General features: G+C 62.1%; 18 protein-coding genes. 12 read left to right on the top strand and 6 right to left on the bottom strand.

What is annotated here, in order from left to right; genetic code table 11:
• Positions 1-5: 5 nt before the first annotated feature.
• From LUN51_RS13010 to LUN51_RS13000, 3 genes are read left to right on the top strand one after another with little or no spacing between them, the layout of a single operon-like run.
• Positions 6-1,073, top strand: coding sequence for an ABC transporter substrate-binding protein (locus LUN51_RS13010; protein ID WP_277811609.1), 1,068 nt, complete (start codon positions 6-8; stop codon positions 1,071-1,073).
• Positions 1,074-1,128: 55 nt separating this feature from the next.
• The gene (locus LUN51_RS13005; RefSeq protein ID WP_277811608.1) at positions 1,129-2,496 is read left to right on the top strand and encodes a glutamine synthetase family protein; all 1,368 of its coding nucleotides are present in this window, start codon (positions 1,129-1,131) and stop codon (positions 2,494-2,496) included.
• Between the two features lie 11 nt (positions 2,497-2,507).
• Positions 2,508-3,335, top strand: a complete 828-nt coding sequence (locus LUN51_RS13000) for a LuxR family transcriptional regulator (RefSeq protein ID WP_277811607.1) — start codon at positions 2,508-2,510, stop codon at positions 3,333-3,335.
• Positions 3,336-3,385: 50 nt separating this feature from the next.
• On the opposite strand, the gene LUN51_RS12995 is transcribed toward LUN51_RS13000, so the two are convergent.
• On the bottom strand, positions 3,386-4,927 hold the full coding sequence (locus tag LUN51_RS12995) for an aldehyde dehydrogenase (protein ID WP_277811606.1): 1,542 nt from the start codon (positions 4,925-4,927) through the stop codon (positions 3,386-3,388).
• Between the two features lie 15 nt (positions 4,928-4,942).
• Positions 4,943-6,181, bottom strand: a complete 1,239-nt coding sequence (locus LUN51_RS12990; protein ID WP_277811604.1) for a Zn-dependent hydrolase — start codon at positions 6,179-6,181, stop codon at positions 4,943-4,945.
• A 217-nt stretch (positions 6,182-6,398) separates the two neighbouring features.
• On the opposite strand from LUN51_RS12990, the gene LUN51_RS12985 reads away from it, so the two are divergent.
• From LUN51_RS12985 to aguA, 3 genes are all read left to right on the top strand, one after another.
• A complete protein-coding gene (locus tag LUN51_RS12985; protein WP_277811603.1) occupies positions 6,399-7,796 on the top strand; it encodes an aminotransferase in 1,398 nt (465 codons plus the stop codon).
• A gap of 76 nt (positions 7,797-7,872) precedes the next feature.
• The gene (locus LUN51_RS12980) at positions 7,873-9,219 is read left to right on the top strand and encodes a Na+/H+ antiporter NhaC family protein (RefSeq protein ID WP_277811602.1); all 1,347 of its coding nucleotides are present in this window, start codon (positions 7,873-7,875) and stop codon (positions 9,217-9,219) included.
• An 8-nt stretch (positions 9,220-9,227) separates the two neighbouring features.
• The gene (aguA, locus tag LUN51_RS12975) at positions 9,228-10,340 is read left to right on the top strand and encodes an agmatine deiminase (RefSeq protein WP_277811601.1); all 1,113 of its coding nucleotides are present in this window, start codon (positions 9,228-9,230) and stop codon (positions 10,338-10,340) included.
• 125 nt (positions 10,341-10,465) lie between these two features.
• On the opposite strand, the gene LUN51_RS12970 is transcribed toward aguA, so the two are convergent.
• The gene (locus tag LUN51_RS12970) at positions 10,466-11,230 is read right to left on the bottom strand and encodes a glutamine amidotransferase-related protein (protein ID WP_277811600.1); all 765 of its coding nucleotides are present in this window, start codon (positions 11,228-11,230) and stop codon (positions 10,466-10,468) included.
• Positions 11,231-11,251: 21 nt separating this feature from the next.
• Positions 11,252-12,607, bottom strand: coding sequence for a glutamine synthetase family protein (locus LUN51_RS12965; protein ID WP_277811599.1), 1,356 nt, complete (start codon positions 12,605-12,607; stop codon positions 11,252-11,254).
• Between the two features lie 230 nt (positions 12,608-12,837).
• Here LUN51_RS12965 and LUN51_RS12960 point away from each other — a divergent pair, with 230 nt between their 5' ends.
• Positions 12,838-13,650 (top strand): response regulator transcription factor, encoded by an 813-nt coding sequence (locus tag LUN51_RS12960; RefSeq protein WP_277811598.1) that lies wholly within the window; start codon positions 12,838-12,840, stop codon positions 13,648-13,650.
• A gap of 85 nt (positions 13,651-13,735) precedes the next feature.
• On the opposite strand, the gene LUN51_RS12955 is transcribed toward LUN51_RS12960, so the two are convergent.
• Positions 13,736-14,488, bottom strand: coding sequence for a CDP-alcohol phosphatidyltransferase family protein (locus LUN51_RS12955; protein WP_277811597.1), 753 nt, complete (start codon positions 14,486-14,488; stop codon positions 13,736-13,738).
• 180 nt (positions 14,489-14,668) lie between these two features.
• Between LUN51_RS12955 and LUN51_RS12950 the strand changes: the two genes are divergently transcribed.
• The 5 genes from LUN51_RS12950 to LUN51_RS12930 all read left to right on the top strand — a co-directional run bounded on the left by LUN51_RS12950 (position 14,669) and on the right by LUN51_RS12930 (position 18,978).
• The gene (locus tag LUN51_RS12950) at positions 14,669-15,646 is read left to right on the top strand and encodes a zinc-dependent alcohol dehydrogenase (protein WP_277811596.1); all 978 of its coding nucleotides are present in this window, start codon (positions 14,669-14,671) and stop codon (positions 15,644-15,646) included.
• 84 nt (positions 15,647-15,730) lie between these two features.
• Positions 15,731-16,129: a 6-pyruvoyl trahydropterin synthase family protein gene (locus tag LUN51_RS12945; protein ID WP_277811595.1), complete on the top strand. Its 399-nt coding sequence runs from the start codon at positions 15,731-15,733 to the stop codon at positions 16,127-16,129.
• On the top strand, positions 16,126-17,175 hold the full coding sequence (locus LUN51_RS12940; RefSeq protein WP_277811594.1) for a glycosyltransferase family 4 protein: 1,050 nt from the start codon (positions 16,126-16,128) through the stop codon (positions 17,173-17,175). Before LUN51_RS12945 ends, LUN51_RS12940 begins: the two co-directional genes overlap by 4 nt.
• The gene (locus LUN51_RS12935) at positions 17,172-18,038 is read left to right on the top strand and encodes a class I SAM-dependent methyltransferase (RefSeq protein ID WP_277811593.1); all 867 of its coding nucleotides are present in this window, start codon (positions 17,172-17,174) and stop codon (positions 18,036-18,038) included. Before LUN51_RS12940 ends, LUN51_RS12935 begins: the two co-directional genes overlap by 4 nt.
• Positions 18,025-18,978, top strand: coding sequence for a lysylphosphatidylglycerol synthase transmembrane domain-containing protein (locus tag LUN51_RS12930; RefSeq protein WP_246893827.1), 954 nt, complete (start codon positions 18,025-18,027; stop codon positions 18,976-18,978). Before LUN51_RS12935 ends, LUN51_RS12930 begins: the two co-directional genes overlap by 14 nt.
• Positions 18,979-19,003: 25 nt before the next feature.
• Here the strand turns inward: LUN51_RS12930 and LUN51_RS12925 are convergent, their stop codons facing one another.
• Positions 19,004-19,837, bottom strand: coding sequence for a RibD family protein (locus tag LUN51_RS12925; protein WP_246893828.1), 834 nt, complete (start codon positions 19,835-19,837; stop codon positions 19,004-19,006).
• Between the last annotated feature and the right edge of the window lie 32 nt (positions 19,838-19,869).

The following is a 19,869-nucleotide window of genomic DNA, read 5'->3' as shown; positions in this document are numbered from 1 at the left end:
AAACGATGAAAACAATGACCACAAGAATCGCCGCTACACTCGGAGGTCTGCTGCTGGCCAGCGGCGTCCAGGCTCAGGAAGACAACAAGCTGTATCTGTTCAACTGGACCCAGTACATGGACCCGGCGATCATCAAGGCCTTCGAGGAGAAATACGACGCAGAGGTGGTGCAGAACTACTACAACTCGCTACCCGAGATGTTTGCCAAACTCAATGCAGGTGGAGTGTCGCAGTACGACATCATCGTACCGTCCAACTACTATGTGCCGCGGCTCATCGAGACCGGCATGGTACAGAAGCTCGACAAGTCCAAGATTCCCAACTTGGACAACGTCATGGAGCAGTTCGAGAGCCCCAGCTACGATCCGCAGAGCACCTATTCGGCGCCTTACCAGTGGGGGGTGACCGGCCTGGTGTACAATGCCGAGACGTTCCCCGATGCGCCCAAGAGTTGGTCGCTGATGTTCGACCCCGAGGTCAATCCGGGGCACCCTTTCGCGCTGATGGGCGATGGACAGGTAAGCATGGGTGGTGCCTGCGCCTATCTGGGCCACGGCTATGACTGCACCGATACCGAGGCCTGGAAGGAGGCCGCAAGGCTGCTGATCGAGACCAAGAATCGCGACAACTTCAGCGGTTTCGTCGACGGCACACCGAGCCTGCAACAACTGGCGCGTGGCGTGACACACGTCGCCTTGAGCTACAACGGTGACTATCTCTTCTACAGCCAGGATAACCCGGACTCTTTCGAGAACATCAAGTTCATGATTCCCGACGAAGGCACCGAGATGTGGGTCGACACCATGCTGATCCCCTCCAAGGCTCCCCATCCCGAGTTGGCCCACAAGTTCATTAACTTCATCCTCGACGCCAAGATCGGCGCTCAGCTATCCAACTACAACTACTACGCCAGCCCCAATGCGGCGGCTCAGCCCTACCTCGACGAAATACTGACCCAACCCCCGATTCAGCCATCGGAAGAAGACATGAAACGGCTGCATTTCACGCCCAGTCTCGAGGGCGAGCAACTGCAGGTCTTCCAGCAGTTGTGGTCAGAGGTTCAGGCACGCTGAGACAACGGGCCCCGGCCAGTCGGTCGGGGTCTCATTTGCAGAGCAAGGAAACCCCATGAGTAACCGCCAGGAACACCCCCACTTCAACGACTGGTTCCAGACTCACGGCATTACCGAGGTCGAGTGTCTGGTCACCGACCTCACCGGCATTCTCAAGGGCAAGATCATGCCCGCAGGCAAGTATCTGGGTGGCGGTCGTCCGCGACTGCCGGACTCGATCTTCATCCAGACCGTCACTGGCGGCTATCCTGACGATGACGACATCCACTTCTGGAACCCTGCAGAGCGGGACATGGAGCTGGTACCCGATCCCAATGCCATCTTCCTCGTTCCCTGGGCCGATGACGCCACCGCTCAGATCATCCACGATTGCCACTACCTGACTGGAGAGCCGGTGGAACTTTCCCCCCGCCATGTGCTCAAGCGGGTAATATCTTTCTACGAAGCGCGCGGCTGGAAGCCGGTCGTCGCGCCCGAGGTCGAGTTCTTCCTAGTCAAGACTAACACCGACTCCGACTACCCCCTGGAACCACCGATCGGCCGCAACGGCCGCCAGGAAAGCAGTCGTCAATCGTTCTCCATCGATGCGGTCAACGAGTTCGACCCGTTGTTCGAGGAAATGTACGACTACTGCGATGCTATGGACCTCGACCTGGATACTCTGATTCACGAAGAAGGCGCCGGGCAGATGGAGGTCAACTTCCAGCACGGCGACCCCCTGCGGCTGGCTGATCAGGTAGTAATGTTCAAGCGCGCCCTGCGCGAAACGGCGCTACGTCACGGCATGTATGCCACTTTCATGGCCAAACCGATGGCCAATGAGCCGGGCAGTTCGATGCACCTCCATCAAAGCCTGTTGGACGCCGAATCCGGTGATAATCTGTTCGCTGGCGAAAATGGCAAATCTAGTCGACTGTTCCAACAGTTCATCGGCGGACTGCAACAATACCTGCCCTCGGCCATGCCGCTACTGGCACCCAATGTCAACTCCTACCGCCGGCTGATGCGTACCGAGACCAGCGGCTCGGCACCGACCAATGTCGAGTGGGGCACCGACAACCGCACCGTGGGCCTGCGCGTGCCAGTCTCGACGCCCGAGGCGACCCGGGTCGAGAATCGCCTGGCGGGGGCCGATGCCAATCCCTATCTGGTTATGGCAGCCTCACTGGCCTGTGGCTATCTCGGCATGCTAGGCCAACTCGAGCCGCGTCCGCCGATGATCGGATCGGCTTGGTCCGGCGGCCATAAGCTGCCAGACGATATTCGCCCGGCGCTGGATATGCTGAGCGAGTGTCAGCCACTGGCCGAGATACTCGGCGAGCGTTTCACCAACAGCTACCTCGCGGTCAAGCGCGCCGAGCACCGCGAGTATTTTCAGGTGATCAGCTCCTGGGAGCGCGAACATCTTCTGCTCAGGGTCTAGGCTATTTTTTCGTGACACCGACCGACCACCTCGCCAATTCAGCCAGCCTAGCCTGGCACCATCATCTGGCTCGCCTGTTCCAAGGCGTCGCCGGCAGCGGCTTTCCACTCCTGCTGGAGCAGACGCTGCGCGAGCTGGTCGGTTTCGACACCATCCTGATCAACACCTATAAAGGACAACGACGGCCGCTGCTGATTCACGACAATTACCCTCCAGCGCAGCGCCAACAAGGCATCGAACGCTATTTGAACCAGGCCTTTCTGCTGGATCCTTTCTTCAAGGCCGTCTATGACGGGCTGGAGAGTGGCGCGCACCGGCTGCGCGAGCTGGCCCCGGATCGTTTCGAAAACAGCGATTACTATCATCACTATTATCGAGCCCTGGGACTCACCGACGAGATCGGCTTGTTCGCCAGGGTCGACACGGACGTTATCATGGTGGTGTCACTGGGATTTCGCGACGATGCCCCACGGATCACTCGCCGGGATCTGCAGGCGTTACGACACATCTCGCCAGTGCTGGAAGTGCTGCTCGGAGAATACTGGAAGTGGCAGGAACATCGCTTCCATCAATGCCTAGCCGAACGAGAGCCAGTGGAAGAAGCCTTCGATAGCTTCGGGCGGGAGCGCCTGACGGCACGCGAACGAGAGATCGTGCGCCTGCTGCTGGCGGGCCATTCCACCAAATCGGCGGCCCGCGAGCTGGGCATCAGCGACGGCACCGTCAAGGTCCACCGCAAGCACCTCTATCAACGCCTAGAGGTTTCCAGCCAGTCACAGCTCTTTCGGCTTTTCCTCGATCACGTGGCGCTGGTCTCGCGACGCCAGGTGGAGCAGTAAACCTCGGCGCTCCCTTTAGTCGTGGAACATCACTGACCTCGTGGCGACGTTCAAGTCGAAGGCGTCAGCGTCATCCAGACGGTCTTGAGATCGGAGTATTCCTCCAGCGAATGGTGGGACTTGTCACGACCGTTTCCGGACTGCTTGACCCCGCCGAAGGGCACCGTCTGATCCATATCGGCCCAGTTGTTGACGAAGACCTGGCCCGAGCGCAGCCGACGGGTGACGCGCATGATGCGATCGATGTCCTGACTCCATAGGCCCGCCGCCAGGCCGTAGTCGCTGTCGTTGGCCAGCCGTACGGCCTCTTCCTCGGTATCGAAGCCGAACACCGCCAATACCGGGCCGAAGATTTCCTCCCGGCCGATGGCCATGGATTCGGTGACGCCATCGAACACCGTCGGCCCGATGAAGAGACCCTGGCCATTGATCCCTTTGACATTCAGGGCCTGGCCGCCGGCACGTAGCGTAGCGCCCTCTTCGACACCCTGGCGAATATAATCGAGTACACGTTGATACTGGGTCTGATCGACCATTGCGCCCATGAAGCTCGCCGGATCCAACGGATCGCCGGGCTGCATGCGTTCGGCGGCTGCCAGCACCTTGTCGACGAAGACCTCACGGATCGTGTTCTCGACCAGAAGCCGCGAGCCGGCGATGCACACCTCGCCCTGGTTGTGGAAGATCGCCCCCGCGGCATGCTCTGCCACCAGATCTAGATCCTTGCAGTCGGCGAAGACGAGATTTGGACTCTTGCCGCCACACTCCAGAAAGACCTTCTTGAGATTCGATTGACCGGCGTACTGCATCAACTGTTTGCCGACCCCAGTGGAGCCAGTAAAGGCCAGACAGTCGACCCCCCTGGACAATGCCAAGGCCTTGCCCACGGTATGACCGAAGCCGGGCAGAACCTGAAAAATGCCGCGCGGCAAGCCGGCTTCGCGCGTCAGCTGGGCGAGGCGCAACGCCGAAAGCGGTGATTTTTCCGACGGCTTGAGGATGACACTGTTGCCAGCCGCCAGCGCCGGGCCGATCTTCCAGGCCGTCATCATCAACGGGAAGTTCCAGGGCACGATCGACGCCACCACACCCAGCGGCTCGCGCAGAACCAGCCCCAGGCTTTCCTCGCCGGTGGGCGCGATTTCACCATAGAGCTTGTCGATGGACTCGGCATGGTGACGAATGCAACCGATGGCACCGGCCATGTCGCCCATGGCACTCGATACCGGCTTCCCCATGTCCAGGCTGTCGAGCAGCGCCAGCTCGTGCTGGTGCGCCTCCATCAGGTCGGCCAGACGCAGCAGCACGGCCTTGCGTTCGCCCGGTGACGAACGCGACCACGCGCCGCTCTCGAAGGCACGCCGCGCCACCGACACCGCCGTCTCGGCGTCGGCCGCATCGCAACTGGCCACTTCGGCGAGCGTCTCGCCGGTGGCCGGATTGAGCGTGGTGAAGGTCGCGCCATCGACGGCATCGACGAAGGTGTCATCGATATAGGCACGCGCCTCGAGGCCTGCTTCGACAGTCAGGTGCTCGGCCAGGGCCTGCCAATCGGCGTGAGTGACGGGGTTTGAAGGGGTGGAGTGAGTCATGTTGTTCTCCCAGTATCAGGACGCACGGTTGGCGCGTTCAAGAATCGCATCGCAGAGCACTTGCGTGCCTGCGGCACAGTCTTCCGGCGTGGCGTATTCGGCCTCGTTGTGGCTGATGCCGTCGCGGCAGGGCACGAAGATCATGGCCGTCGGCGCGACCCGCGACACATAGACGGCATCATGACCGGCACCGCTCATCATGCGACGGTATTTCAGCTCCTGCTCACGGGCGCCGCGTTCCACCGCAGCGACGCACTCGGGGGCGAACTCGACCACCGGCGAGGCCCAGATCCGCTCCTGGGTCACCGTGACGCCGCAGGTCTCGCCCACTTCGCTGAGCAGTCCCTCGAAATACGCCTGCAATGCGTCGAGTTCGTTCTCTACCACATGGCGCAGGTCGATGGTGAGCTTGACGTCGCCTGGCACCACATTGCGAGAGGCGGATACGATCTCCAGGCAGCCGCAGGTCACCTTGGTGTCGCCGCTTTCGTCGGCCAGCGCATGGGCCTGCAGCCGGTCGATCAGACGCGCCGCCGCGGCCAGGGCATCGCGCCGATAACGCATGGGGGTGGGACCGGCATGGGCCGACTGCCCCGCAAGCGCCACGTCGAACCAGCGCATGCCCTGGACACCGGTCACCACGCCGATGGTCTCGCCTTCTTCCTCGAGCACCGGGCCCTGTTCGATGTGCAGCTCGAAGAAGCTGTCCAGACGCGGCTCGCCGACCGGCGATTCGCCGGCATAACCGCAGGCCTCGAGCGCCTCGCCGAACGTCACGCCGTCGCGGTCCTCACGGGCCAGGGTCGACTCGACGCTGAACGCACCGGCATAGGTACCGGAAGCGACCATGGCCGGCGCGAAACGGCTGCCTTCCTCGTTGGTCCAGACCACCAGTACCAGCGGCCGCTCGGTGACGATGTCGCGGTCCGCGAGTGCGCGCAGCACTTCGAGCCCGGCCAGAACGCCGAGAATGCCGTCGAAGCGACCGCCCTTGGGCTGGGTATCGAGATGACTTCCCATGGCCACCGGCGCGAGATCGTCGCGCTTGCCGGCGCGGCGGATGAAGAGGTTGCCGACGCGATCGACCTGCCAGGTACAACCGAGCGCCTCGCACCAGTCGAGCAGCAGGCGTCGTCCAGCGGCATCTTCCAGCGTCAAGGCCAGGCGACAACTGCCGCCGTTTTCGGTCGGGCCGATCTCGGCCATCGCCATCAGACTGTCCCATAGCCGTTGGCCGTCAATGGAAACCGCCATGAAGTCTCCCCTTTGTGCTTGTCAGGTGTTTGGGTCATGGAACACATTAGGCGGCTCCCGGGTCGTTGCGATATACCCCTATCAGGATATATTCCCGCCCTACCCTTCCTCGCTAGTCTCTTTGCGAACGCAACGACGTATCACAACGACGCATCACGACGACTCATCGCGGCCACCCATCCCGGCACTGACCGCTTTCAACGTGCGAGACAACACCATGACCATCGAGACCCGTGCCCACGATGCCCAAGCGCTGTGGCAGAAAGACAAGGATCACTTCATCCACCCGTTCACCGACTTCAGCACCTTTCACGAGGAGGGCTGCGACCTGATCACCGACAGCGACGGCATCTACGTGCAGGATGCCAAGGGCAACCGTTTCATCGACGGCATCGCCGGGCTGTGGTGCGTCAACGTCGGGCACGGCCGCGCCGAGATCGGCCAGGCCATGGCCGAGCAGGCCACGCGCATGGCCTACTTCTCGACCTTCAACAACCTGTCCAACGCCCCGGCGGCCGAGCTTTCCGCCAGGCTGGCCGAGCTCGCCCCCGCGCACCTCAACCACGTCTTCTACAGCTGCGGCGGCTCGACGGCCAACGACGCCACCATCCGCCTGGTGCATTACTACTTCAACCGCCTCGGCAAGCCGGCCAAGAAGCGCATCATTTCACGCAACAACGCCTACCACGGCACCACCTACCTCGCCTCCACCCTGACCGGCATCGCCAGCAACAACTGGGACTTCGACACCCTCGACCATCTGGTCACCCATCTGAGCGAGGCCAACTGTTACCGCCGTCCCGAGGGGATGAGCGAGGCTGAATACTGCGAGCATCTGGTCCGAGAATTCGAGGAAACCGTCGCCGAAATCGGCGCCGACAACATCGCCGCCTTCATCGCCGAACCGATCATGGGCGCCGGCGGCGTGCTGGTGGCACCGAAGGGCTACCACAAGCGCATGCAGGCGGTGTGTCGCGCCAACGACATCCTTTACATCGCCGACGAGGTCGTGACCGGTTTCGGTCGCCTGGGGCATTTCTTCGCCTCCGAGGCGGTGTACGAGACCCAGCCCGATATCATCAACTGCGCCAAGGGGCTGTCTTCCGGCTATGCACCGCTGGGCGCGACGCTGATCTCCGACGAACTCTACGACGTGCTGTCCACGCCGCAGGGGCCGGGCGGCGTGCTGAGCACCGGCTTCACCTATTCCGGACATCCGGTGAGCTGCGCGGCGGCACTCAAGAACATCGAGATCATCGAGCGCGAGGGGATCTGCGAAAACGTCCGCGCGGTAGGCCCCTATCTCGAGGAACGCCTGGCATCGTTGTCGCATCACGCCACGGTGGGCGACGTGCGTGGCAGCCACTTCATGATGTGTCTCGAGAACGTCGCCGACAAGCAGACCAAGGCGCTCTTCCCGGTGGAGGCACGGGTGGGCGACCGAGTCGCCTTCGAGGCACAGCAGCGCGGTCTGATCATTCGCCCGGTCGGACACCTCAACATCGTGTCGCCACCGCTGATCTGGACGCGGGAAACCGTCGACCGCGTGGTGGATATCCTCGATGCGGCGCTGACGAAGACCACCGCAACACTCCGCGCTGATGGCTACCTGTGACCGATGAAGGGCCGCTACCACGGCCCTTCAAACCTCCCCCTCATGCGTTGAACCAACAATCACAAAAGAGGATCACATGGACACTTACGGACTCTGGAGCCTGTTTCCCACCCTGATTGTGCTGATCATGGCCATCGTCACCCGCCGCACCATCGAATCGCTGATGACCGGCGCCTTGGTCGGCATGTTGATGATCGATCCGACAAGCGTGGTGACCCAGGCTTCCGACACGTTGCTCACGGTGCTCGGCAACGACACCGTGACCTGGATCATCCTGGTCTGCGGGCTGTTCGGCAGCCTGATCGCGCTACTGGTTCGTACCGGTGGCGTGCTGACCTTCGGCGACGTCATGACTCGTCGCATCCACGGCCGGCGGCAGGGACTGCTGACCACCTGGCTCCTCGGTCTGGCCATCTTCGTCGACGACTATCTCAATGCCCTGGCGATCAGCGCCTCGATGAAGAAGATCACCGACCGCTTCAAGGTCTCGCGTGAGATGCTCGCCTACATCGTCGACTCCACCGCCGCACCGATCTGCATCCTGGTCCCCTTCTCGACCTGGGCCGTGTTCTTCGCCGGACTGCTCGAGGAAAACAATGTGACCGGCAGCGGCATGGGACTTTACATCGAGGCGATCCCCTTTATGTTCTACGCCTGGATTGCCGCCGCGGTGGTCCCGCTGGTCGCGATGGGTTGGATCCCCGCCATCGGGCCCATGAAGACGGCCGAACTGCGCGCCAGCGGCGGCCAGGTAATGCCCGACGGCGCCGAGGAAAACGCCCTGGAGACCGAAGACAAAGGCCAGCGCCGTCCGCATCTGCTCAACTTCCTGCTGCCCATCGCCAGCCTGATCTTCTTCACCTGGTATTTCGATATCGACATACTGCGCGGCGTGATCGTGGCCCTGGCCGTGACCCTGGTACTGATCTTCAGCCAGCGCCTGATGAGCTTTCACGCCACCTTCGATACCGCACTCGATGGCTTCAAGTCGATGCTCATGCCATTGGGCACGCTGGTCGCCGGCTTCACGCTCAAGGAAGTCAACGACGGACTGGGACTCACCGAATACGTAATCCAGACGCTGCAACCGCTGATGACGGCTCAGTTGTTGCCGGCAGTGAGCTTCGTCACGATGGCGTTCCTGGCCTTTGCCACCGGCTCGTTCTGGGGGCTGTTCGCCGTGGCCATGCCGATCGTTCTGCCATTGGCGAGCAGCGTTGACGCCGAGATGCCGCTGGTGATCGGCGCATTGATCTCGGCCAGCGCCTTCGGCAGCCACGCCTGTTTCTATGGCGACTCCACTGTGCTGTCGGCCCAGGGTAGCGGCTGCACGCCCATGGCCCATGCCCTGACCCAGCTTCCCTATGCGCTTATTGCCGCCTTCCTGGCCACGCTGGTATTTCTGGCGGCAGGTTATCTTTGAGGTTCATCATGAACGACACGGACATCGCGACGGAGCGTCGCACCGCCACCCCGGCAGAACGCGGTTTTTCCATGCCTGCCGAGTTCGCCCCGCACGACGCCTGCTGGATGCTCTGGCCGCAGCGTCCCGACAACTGGCGCTATGGCGCCAAGCCGGCCCAGGCGGCGTTCGTCGCCGTGGCCCGCGCGATCGCCGAGAGCGAGACGGTATTCGTCGGCGTCAACGACGACCAGTACGAGAACGCCCGCAACCAGTTGCCGAGCCACATCCGAGTGATCGAGCTTTCCAGCAACGATGCCTGGATGCGTGATGTCGGGCCGACCTTCCTGACCCATCCGGATGGTCGCCTGGCCATGGTCGACTGGGAATTCAACGCCTGGGGCGGACTCAACGGTGGACTCTACTTTCCCTGGGACAAGGATCGTCGCATCCGCCAGAAGATCGCCGAGGTACTCGGTATAGAACGCTTCATCACCCCACTGGTGGTCGAAGGGGGCGCCATCCACGTCGATGGCGAGGGGACCCTGATCACCACCGAGGAGTGCCTGCTCAACCCTAATCGCAACCCCGATCTCGACAAGCCCGAGATCGAACGGCTGTTGTGCGCCTACCTGGGTGTCGAAAAGATCATCTGGCTGCCGCGGGGCTGTTTCCAGGACGAGACCGACGGCCACGTCGACAACCTGTGCTGCTTCGTCGCCCCCGGCGAAGTGGCGCTGACCTGGACCGATGACGATAGCGACCCGCAACATGCCATCTCCCGCGAGGCCCTGGGAATTCTCGAGGTGGCCACCGATGCCAGGGGACGGCGGCTTACCGTGCACAAGCTACCGATGCCCGGTCCGTTGACCATCGCCGAGACCGAAGCCAGCGGCGTCGACCGGCTGAGCAGTTCGCGCCCACGGCAACCGGGCGACCGCATGGCCGCCTCCTACGTCAATTTCTACATTGGCAATTCGGTGGTGGTGATACCCAGACTCGACCCGGCCTACGACGACGAGGCACGCGCCATTCTCGAGAACTTGTTTCCAGACCGCCGGGTGGTCGCCGTCGATGCCCGCGAGATCCTGCTCGGCGGCGGCAACATCCACTGCATCACCCAGCAGCAGCCGCGTGTCTGAGCGTTGCATGGGGCTTTCGGGATCATCGGGCTATTATCGCGATATGGCCCGATTGATCCCGAATGGCTACATCAGGCGCTGTATGGGTAAGCACCGGCATTTTTTCAGACAACGCGTAGACACGCCTAACGACGGCGACCCTGCAGCAGAAACTCGGCCATCCAGTGGGCGACCTGCATTGAATCCGTCTGCGCAGACGCTTCATTGAGTTCGACCAGCGCTGGGTCGGTCGCGGTCGACGGAATCGGAGCGTCACGACGTGACTGAAGCAACCGCGTTTCGAATGCCACGTTGAACTCTGGGTGCGCCTGAAGGGTCAGGATGCGGTCGTCGTACTGGAGGGCCGCAAACGGGCAGAACGACGAAGAAGCAATGACCTCAGCCTGCTTCGGCTTGCTAAGCACCTGATCCTGATGCACTGCATTCAGCGTGAATCGTCCATCCAGAGCGCTCAGTTCCCTGACACTCTTTTCCAGTTGATAGGTGTGCAGTCCCACGCCCCAGCCTTGCGGATATCGATCGACGTCGGCACCGAAGGCTTCCGCCACGATCTGGTGGCCGAAGCAAATTCCAACGATCGGACGGCCGGTGTCGTAGATTTCCAGAATCAGTTCTTTCAACCGTGCCATCCAGGGCGTCTTGTCGCAGACACTGAACTTCGAGCCGGTGATGATCCAGGCATCACAGGCATCGGCTGATTCGGGAAAAACATCGTCCCGGACATCGAAGGTCGTGAAGGTAAAGTCATAACCGGCTTGACCGAACAAATTAACGAACATGTCGGCGTAGGAACCATACGTTTCGATCAGGTTATCCGGCGTCGTGCCGGTGGCCAGTATGCCGATTTTAAGCGTCATGGCTGATTCCTCGCTCACGGCCGCGCCGTGCATGTATTCAGGGCCTGGCCAGGATCAGAGCAATCCCAGATAAGCCTCGTATTCAACATCGGAGATACGCTCGTTCAGACGGCGGCGCTCCTGGCGTTTGGCGTGCGCGTATACACGCACGAACTCTTCTCCCAGGTATTCCCTCAATTTCTCGCTCTGCTCGAAGCGAGTGATTGCATCCTGCCACTCGCAAGGCAACGGATATTGAGGACTCTCGTCGGCGTAGGCATCACCTTCCACCGGGGCGTCCGGCTCGAGTGCGTTTTCCATACCATACAATGCACCGGCGAGAACCGACGCCAGCACCAGATATGGATTGGCATCGGCCCCCGCCACTCGGTGCTCGATACGACGTGCAAGGTTGGGGCTTTCCGGCACACGCAAGGCCACCGTCCTGTTCTCGTAGCCCCAGCTAGCATGCGTCGGTGCATGAGCGCCCGACATGAAGCGACGATAGGAATTCAGATGCGGCGCGAACACCAGCATGCTCTCTGGCATCAACTGCATCAGCCCAGCGATGGCGTGGCGCAGTAGATCACTGCCCTGCTCGGTGCCGTCATCGAACACATTGTGACCGTCGCGGTCGAGCAGGCTGAAATGCGTGTGAAAGCCGTTGCCGCTTTCCTCGACGTAAGGCTTGGCCATGAAGGTCGCCGAATAGCCGTGGCGGCGGGAAACACCACGCACGAGCCGCTTGAAGAGAATCGCCTGATCGCCCGCATTCAGCGGATCGGCCACGTGGTTGAGGTTCACCTCGAACTGCCCCGGGCCCATCTCGGCAATGATGGTGTCGGCGCCGATCCCCTGCCCCTGGCAGGCCTCACGGATATCCGCGAAGAAGGCCTCGAAGCCGTCCATTTCCTCCACGGAATAACCTTCCGCATTGGCGAGACGGCGTCCTTTGCCATCGGCCAGTGCCGGCGGTATCGGACGCTGAATGTTTTCCGACTCGGCATCCATCAGATAGAACTCGAGTTCGGTGGCCATCACCGGTGTCAGCCCCTTTTCGGCGAAGCGATCCACCATGCGCTTTAGCACCTGCCGAGGATCGGCTCCGAAGGGCGTTCCATCGGGATTGAACATCATCGCCAGCATCTGGTCACGCGGCGCTTCCGACCAGGGCACAGGACTTGGCTCTTGGCTGACAGGCATGCAGACGCCATCACTGTCACCGGTCTCGAATACCAGGCCATTGTCCAGAACATCAGCGCCCCAGAAATCAAAGCCCACCACCGAACGCGGCAGTTTGATCCCTTCCTTGTGGAGCTTTTTCAAACCGCTGGCAGGTAGGCGCTTGCCGCGTAAATTCCCGTTCAAATCCGTGATGAAGAGGTCCAGGTCGCGGGTCTTGTCCTGTTTGTTATTCGTCGTCATACACATGACTCTTGAATGCTTTTCGAAAATCAGAGCATCAAGATATCCCATCCAGATAGAGGTGTATCTATCACCCCAGGGGTATCCGGTCGGTGGAAGACGTCATTTATGTCTGCCTGCTCTGCCTGCCGCATGACCCGAAGGCGAGCCGGGCTGGTACCGGCTCACCATCTAGCTTAGCCTTGGGGCATTCCTGACAGCGCCTGTCGGCCGCATACAAGAAGCAAGGACAAGCGATGAGAGATCGCGTCAATCAGATACAGACCAATGAAAGCTGGCAGAAAAATCTGGCCGTACTCATCGAGCATCAGCGACTGCGCAGTTTTCCGGCGATGCTGGAGGCCTTCCTGTCGACCCTGTGTTTCTTCGACACGATTCTGCTACTGACCTACAAGAAATCTCTGCGACCGATTCTCGTCCACCCTTCCGATCCAGCGGAGCAGAGCGATACCCTGCGCCAGTACATCAATCATGCCTATGTCCTCGACCCGCTGTTCCACGCCATCAAGGACACTGCCTCCCCCGGCATCGTGCGACTGGCCGACATCATGCCGGACTCATTCAAGAGCACTGAGTACTATCAAACCTGCTACCAGAACTTCGGGCTGGTGGATGAGATCAATCTATTGATCCGTCTCGATGACGAAGTGACCTGCGCCATCACGCTCGGGCGCAAAGCCTCGCTGGAAAGCATTTCGCGCACCGAGTTGAATGCCCTGCAAGAGTTTTACCCGGTCATCAGTGCGCTCATGCGCCAGTTCTGGCAGACCCAGTCCAACGAGTTCCTGCAATACGGCCGTTCCGACGGCCCCATGAAGCGCGCGCTGCGCACTTTCGCCAGTGGCGTGCTGACTCAGCGTGAACGGGAAATTACCGACCTCATCCTGCGGGGTTTTTCTTCCCAAGCGATTGCCGACCACCTAAAAATCAGCGTCGGCACCGTAAAGGTGCACCGCAAGAATATCCATGCACGACTGAATACCTCCACCCAGGCCGAAATCTTCACGCAATTCATCAACCATTTGAATCATCTTGAAGAACATCACTAGATCAGCCAATCAAGCATATAAGCTGAATAATGACATTTAGCCGTCGCTGAAGCCCCCTAACCTCTCCGAGAGCGTGAGCTCAATGTCAGACACACATGCGTCGGCGGCGATATAGCCACGCGACATCACTCATGAACGAGTACAACAGCAATACCAGCGCCAGGCCTACACTCAACATGGCCCAGAAGGTCGATACCCAAGGCAGTAACGCCGCCAGCAGGCTGATCACCTGCCAGACGCAGACCGCCTTACGGCGCAGGCTCGGGGGTAACGGTCGCCGCAGCCATGTCCATGCATGCCCCGCCGCCACGAAGGTATAACGCATGGCGCCCACCACCAGCACCCATCCGCCGAGCTTGTCGAGCACGATGAGCGCGCAGCACAGCACCATGATGAAAAATGCGTCCAGCTCCATGTCGAAACGCGCACCGAAGTCGCTGGCGGAATGCGTGTGACGCGCCACCCAACCATCGATGCCGTCCAGGCACAGCGCCAATAATGCTACCCATGTCATCTCGAAAACGTGTCGCTCCATGAATTCCGGGAACGCCATGCTGCCGGCAAGCAAGGCGATCAACACGGCACGCAGCAGGGTGACGCGGTTAGCCCATCCCAGCCAGCGCCGCGCCGCCGGCCATGCCCAAAGGATGATCAATGCCATGCCAAGATAGACGCCTCCCACCGACCAGCCGAGCCCTCGCGGTGCCGCCAGGTGCCACTGCAAGGTTTCCACCAGCAACCCCACCAGGCACAAGCCCAGCAGCAGCTCCAGAACCGCCGGCATTCCATGTACCCACGATGCTCTGCGACCGGTGGCGTGGCGTGATGTATCACGCATGACCTTTTCTCCCCAACGTCTGCGTTTAACTATGGCAGAGGGCCCAATAAACAGCGCGGTTTTCACTACGCTGATAGCACTCGATACTTAAAATAAAATGGTACACAAACACCCTGATGTACAATGCCTGTACATGGATGGTGTCATGGACGATACTCAAGGCAAAGAAGGAGGTTTGCCATGCACGCAGCGAACGCCCAGGCTTTTTGGATACAGGCACCGGGGCACGGCGAGGTCAGACAGCATGCCTTGCCCAATCGCCAGGCGCATGAACTGTTGGTCAGAACACGCTACAGCGCCGTCAGCCGCGGCACCGAAAGCTTGGTGTTTCAAGGCAAGATCCCCGAGAGTGAATACACCCGCATGCGCGCACCTTTTCAGGAAGGAGACTTTCCAGGGCCAGTCAAATATGGCTATGCCAACGTCGGTGTGGTCGAGGAAGGGCCGGATGCGTGGTGCGGTCGCGAGGTCTTCTGTCTCTATCCTCACCAGACACGCTACGTCATTCCCGTCGAGGCCGTCGTGCCCCTACCCGAGGATCTTCCCGCCGCACGCGCGGTCCTCGCGGCCAACATGGAAACCGCCGTCAACGCCCTGTGGGATGCCGGTCCACGCGTTGGTGACCGGATCAGCATCGTCGGTGCCGGCGTGGTCGGCAGCCTAGTCGCTTGGCTGTGCCAACAAACGGCCGGCGCGCGCGTGCAGCTGCTCGACATCGATGCCGGCAAGGCCGAATTGGCCGCCGCGCTAGGCCTGCCCTTTCGCCACCCGCACGATGCCGAGGGTGAACAAGACATCGTGATCAATGCCAGCGGCAACCCTCACGGTCTGCGCAGCGCCCTAGCATTGGCGGGATACGAAGCAGAGGTCATCGAACTAAGCTGGTTCGGACGCGACGAGGTCACATTGCCCCTCGGCGAGGCTTTCCACTCTCGGCGATTGACGCTGCGTGCCAGCCAGGTCGGCGGTGTTTCCCCGGCACGACGCGCACGACGCAGTCATGCCCAACGCCTACAACTGGCCTTGACGCTACTGCGCGACGCCCGTCTCGATGCCCTGATCGACGGCGAAAGCGATTTCCTCGATCTGCCCACCACCCTGGCAAGACTGAGCGACGCGGATCGCCCGGCACTATGTCATCGCATACGCTATTCATGACGCTGCCGCCATACGGCGGTAAGCCAAGTAATACGCATATCCGGTAATACGTATAACCGGTGATACACACAAGGAGTCACACGGATGTTCAGCCTGACGGTTAGAGACCATTTCATGATCGCGCATAGCTTCAACGGCGAGACCTTCGGCCCCGCGCAACGCTTGCACGGTGCCACCTATGTGGTCGATGTCGCCTTCAAGCGCCCTGAACTCGACCGCGACGATCTCGTCGTCGATATCGGCCTGGCCAGCCAGACGCTTTCCCGAGTACTGAGTGAGCTCAATTTCAACAATCTCGACGATGTACCCGAATTCCAAGGGCGCAACACCACCACCGAATTCATGGCCAAGGTGGTTTTCGAGCGCCTCGCCCACGCCATCCGCCAGGGCGAACTCGGCGCGACCGGAAATGGCCTGACGGCCCTCGGTGTCACACTGCATGAATCGCACGTCGCCTGGGCCAGTTACGAGGGCGCCCTATGAGCGAAGTGCTGACATTGATCGTGGCCGGCGATCCCGATCAGTTGACCGGAGGCTACGTCTACGATGCCCGCATCGTCGAGGCACTGCGCCAGCGTGATTGGCAGGTGCGGGTCGTCGACCTCGAGGGTCGCTTCCCCGAGCCCGACGGCACCGCACGCCAGGCCCTGGACGACGCGCTGGCAGCCCGGCCCGAGGGCGCCCATGTAATCATCGATGGACTCGCGATGGGCGGGTTGCCCGACGTACTCGAGGCCCATGCCCAGCGCTTGAGGCTCACCGCCCTGGTTCACCATCCGCTCGCCGACGAAACCGGTCTTGGCGCCGCCGAACGCGAACGCTTCTTAATCAGCGAAACGCGCGCGCTGTCAGCGGTGCACAATGTCATCGTTACCAGCCCTTTCACCGCGCGGCGTTTAGCGGATTTCCAGGTGGGGCCAGAGCGCTTGCACGTGGTCGAACCCGGCGTGATGCGCGCCGCGCCGGCACGTGGCAATGCTGAGGTGCCTCGCCTTTTGTGCGTGGCCACGGTCACTCCGCGCAAAGGGCATGATGTGCTCGTCGAGGCACTGGCAGCGCTCACCGACCTGCCCTGGACATGCGACTGCATCGGCGGTCTGGATCGCGCGCCGGCGCATGTCGAGCATGTCCAGTCACGTATCGCCGCCCACGGCCTTGAAGAACGCATCCACTTACTCGGCGAGCGACCCGCCGATGCCTTGGACGAGGCCTACCACGGCAGCGATATCTTCGTGTTGCCCTCGCATTACGAAGGCTACGGCATGGTCGTCAGCGAGGCCCTGGCACATGCCTTGCCAGTGATCACCACTACCGGAGGGGCGTTAGCACATACCCTGCCCGACGACGCCGGCATCAAGGTATCGCCCGGCGATGTCGATGCCCTCGCCAATGCCCTGCACGAGATGCTCGACGCCCCTTACAAGCGCCAGACATGGCGCAAAGGCGCCGAACGCGCACGGACCTCACTGCGCGACTGGTCGCAGGTCGGTGCGGCCTTCGCCGCCGCCTTGCAACGAGGCGCCGCATGAACGCCGCCGGTACGTTCAGCGAGTCTTGGCTGGCGCGACGCGAGCAGGCCGATCACGACGCTCGCGCTGCGGTCCCCTTGCAGGCGGCCACCGACTGGCTTGCCGCACGTAGGGGTCATGCACCCTGGCAATTACTCGATCTCGGCAGTGGCAGTGGTGCCAATGTGCGCTATCTCGCGCCTCGCTTGCCCGGCCCCCAGCACTGGCACCTGGTCGATCATGACGATGCTTTGCTCAGCCAAGCCGTGGGGCGCTGTCATCCCTTGCGCGACCAAGCGGGAGCGCCCATTCACGCGACCACACACCAGCGCGACCTGCATGCGCTCAAAGCATCATGGCTTGCCGGTATCGACCTCATTACCGCCTCGGCGCTGTGCGATCTGGTCAGCGCCACCTGGGTCGAGGCCCTCGCCGACGCCTGCGCGGTTCATCGCACCGCGATACTGATCACGCTAAGCGTGGACGGCAACATTCGTTTCCAGGCCGATGATGTAGTGGTCAATGATGCTGAAGATGCCTGGCTCTTCGAGACACTCGCCGCGCATCAACGCCGCGACAAGGGCCTCGGCCCTGCGCTTGGCACCACGGCACCCCAAGCATTGATCCAAGCCTTTACCACCAGAGGCTTTCACATCGCCGACGCTGAAAGTCCCTGGCACCTGACGCCAGCTCAGCGCCCCCTGGCGCTGAGCCTCATCGACGGCTGGGCCGCCGCCGCCCGTGAGCAAGCTCCCCATGATCGCCAGCGCATCGAGCGCTGGTGGCAACGCCGCCGGGAGGCCCTCGACCGGGGTCATCTCGACCTCTACGTCGGGCACCGCGACCTGTTCGCCGCCCCGGAGCCAGCCCATGCGTCCCGCTAACGCAACCCTTGCACGCCTGGGCGTCAGCCTGGTGCTGATCGGAGTGCTTGCCTGGCAACTCGATGCCCAGGCACTGCGTGACGCCTTCGTTGCTCCCGCCCCAGGCTGGCTGTTGTTGGCACTGGCCCTCAGCGTGCCCCAGGTCGTGCTCTCCGCCTGGCGCTGGCGACTGACCGCCCGTCGCATGGGGCTGACACTGCCGTTACGGCGCGCCGTAGCGGAATACTACGCGGCCACGTTCCTCAATCAGATCCTTCCCGGCGGCATCGTAGGCGATGCCTCTCGGGCCTGGCGACATGCCCGGACGAGCAGCGACCGCCCACGGGCCTGGCGCGCCGTCATCATCGAACGTCTCTCGGGACAACTGATGCTGGCATTGATCGCCATCGCGGCGCTGCTGGCCTCGCCGGCCTTACGCGGCAGCGTGCTCGGTGGCTTTGCCCGGCTGGCTAATGCGCCCGGAGTCCTGTTAGCGGGAATAGCCATACTGGGCGCCCTGGGGATCTGGGGATATCGTCGTCCGCCGGCCTGGCTGCGCGATACGCTGGACGATCTCGGCGCCGCCCTAGTCGCCTCGCGCATGTGGCTTTGGCAATGCATCAGTTCGTTGGGCGTAGTAGCTAGCTACATCGCGATTTATGCCATCGCTGCCCGGGCCATCGGCGCCGATATCGCCTTGGGCACCCTTCTGCCCTTGATCCCACCAGTCCTCATGGTCATGGCGATCCCGCTCTCGGTGGCCGGTTGGGGACTACGCGAAAGCGCCGCCGCATTGGTGTGGATGGGCGCCGGGCTCGATCCCGCGCAGGGCGTGGCCATCTCGATGGTCTACGGCGTCATCGTGCTGGTCTCGAGCCTACCGGGGGCCTGGCTGCTGGGCGTGCGACGCCCGCCTCACCACGCCTCGGCCGCCACGGACTCGCTGCCGGGCAAGCCCTGAGGAGGTCACCATGCATCGCATCGCGTCACTTACGCAGTGCCAGATCGAACAAGGTGTCGTCGCCCATCGCAAACGTACGACATGGCGGACGCAGCGCAGCGTCGAGGGTCTCGATCTCGGCCAGGCTCACCGCCGGGCGCCCCGAACCAATCAGCAACGGCGCCACCACGACATGCAGGCGATCGAGCTGGCCATCCGCCAAGAAGCGCGACACGGTCTGTCCACCGCCTTCGATGAGCACGCGACGAAGCCCGCGTGCCGCCAGGGTATCGAGCAGCGCCGACGGCGTCAGGTCCGCCGCGCCATCGGGTACCAGCGATTCGACATGGGCGCCCAGGGTTTCGCGCGGCAACGGATGCCGGGTGATATGCAACGTCGGGGCATCGCCGCGCTGGAGTACACCACTGGTCGCGGGCACGCGGCCATTGGGATCGAGAATCACGCGTACCGGGTTATCCCCCGTCTCATGTCGCACGGTGAGCTGCGGATCGTCGGCACAGGCCGTCCCCGCTCCGATCACCACGGCATCGACCAGTGCGCGCAGGCGATGCAAATGCACGCGGCTCGCCTCGCCAGTGACGTAGTGCGAAGCACCGCTGACCGTGGCGATACGTCCATCGAGGCTCTGCCCGAGTTGCGCGATGACGAAACGCCCGGACGTGGCACTGCTCGGCAACAGGCTATCGAGCAGCGCCGTCGCCTCCGCCGTGACCGGGTCCTCGGCCTGCCAGGCGCCGCCGCGCCAGATTCGCAGCCGGCCGCTCGCCAGCGTCAACGCCGCGTGGGCATCCCAATCCTGGCGTCGAGCCTCACAAATCCCTTGCCAGGCCAGCGCCACATCGAGTATCGCAAGGCTCATACGGTCTCCCGTGCCGTGTGCCAACGAAAGTG

The organism is Chromohalobacter canadensis, from assembly GCF_029544075.1.
GTDB lineage: Bacteria > Pseudomonadota > Gammaproteobacteria > Pseudomonadales > Halomonadaceae > Chromohalobacter > Chromohalobacter canadensis_A.
This window is presented reverse-complemented; position numbering and strand designations above follow the sequence as displayed.

Excerpts from the sequence above, each read along its gene's own strand:
- LUN51_RS12990 (WP_277811604.1), bottom strand. The coding sequence starts at position 6,181 with ATGGCGGTTTCCATTGACGGCCAACGGCTATGGGACAGTCTGATGGCG.
- LUN51_RS12940 (WP_277811594.1), top strand. The coding sequence starts at position 16,126 with ATGAGCGAAGTGCTGACATTGATCGTGGCCGGCGATCCCGATCAGTTG.
- LUN51_RS12955 (WP_277811597.1), bottom strand. The coding sequence starts at position 14,488 with ATGCGTGATACATCACGCCACGCCACCGGTCGCAGAGCATCGTGGGTA.
- LUN51_RS12965 (WP_277811599.1), bottom strand. The coding sequence starts at position 12,607 with ATGTGTATGACGACGAATAACAAACAGGACAAGACCCGCGACCTGGAC.
- LUN51_RS12985 (WP_277811603.1), top strand. The coding sequence starts at position 6,399 with ATGACCATCGAGACCCGTGCCCACGATGCCCAAGCGCTGTGGCAGAAA.
- aguA (WP_277811601.1), top strand. The coding sequence starts at position 9,228 with ATGAACGACACGGACATCGCGACGGAGCGTCGCACCGCCACCCCGGCA.
- LUN51_RS13010 (WP_277811609.1), top strand. The coding sequence starts at position 6 with ATGAAAACAATGACCACAAGAATCGCCGCTACACTCGGAGGTCTGCTG.
- LUN51_RS12950 (WP_277811596.1), top strand. The coding sequence starts at position 14,669 with ATGCACGCAGCGAACGCCCAGGCTTTTTGGATACAGGCACCGGGGCAC.
- LUN51_RS12960 (WP_277811598.1), top strand. The coding sequence starts at position 12,838 with ATGAGAGATCGCGTCAATCAGATACAGACCAATGAAAGCTGGCAGAAA.
- LUN51_RS12945 (WP_277811595.1), top strand. The coding sequence starts at position 15,731 with ATGTTCAGCCTGACGGTTAGAGACCATTTCATGATCGCGCATAGCTTC.
- LUN51_RS13005 (WP_277811608.1), top strand. The coding sequence starts at position 1,129 with ATGAGTAACCGCCAGGAACACCCCCACTTCAACGACTGGTTCCAGACT.
- LUN51_RS12995 (WP_277811606.1), bottom strand. The coding sequence starts at position 4,927 with ATGACTCACTCCACCCCTTCAAACCCCGTCACTCACGCCGATTGGCAG.
- LUN51_RS12930 (WP_246893827.1), top strand. The coding sequence starts at position 18,025 with ATGCGTCCCGCTAACGCAACCCTTGCACGCCTGGGCGTCAGCCTGGTG.
- LUN51_RS12970 (WP_277811600.1), bottom strand. The coding sequence starts at position 11,230 with ATGCACGGCGCGGCCGTGAGCGAGGAATCAGCCATGACGCTTAAAATC.
- LUN51_RS12925 (WP_246893828.1), bottom strand. The coding sequence starts at position 19,837 with ATGAGCCTTGCGATACTCGATGTGGCGCTGGCCTGGCAAGGGATTTGT.
- LUN51_RS12935 (WP_277811593.1), top strand. The coding sequence starts at position 17,172 with ATGAACGCCGCCGGTACGTTCAGCGAGTCTTGGCTGGCGCGACGCGAG.
- LUN51_RS12980 (WP_277811602.1), top strand. The coding sequence starts at position 7,873 with ATGGACACTTACGGACTCTGGAGCCTGTTTCCCACCCTGATTGTGCTG.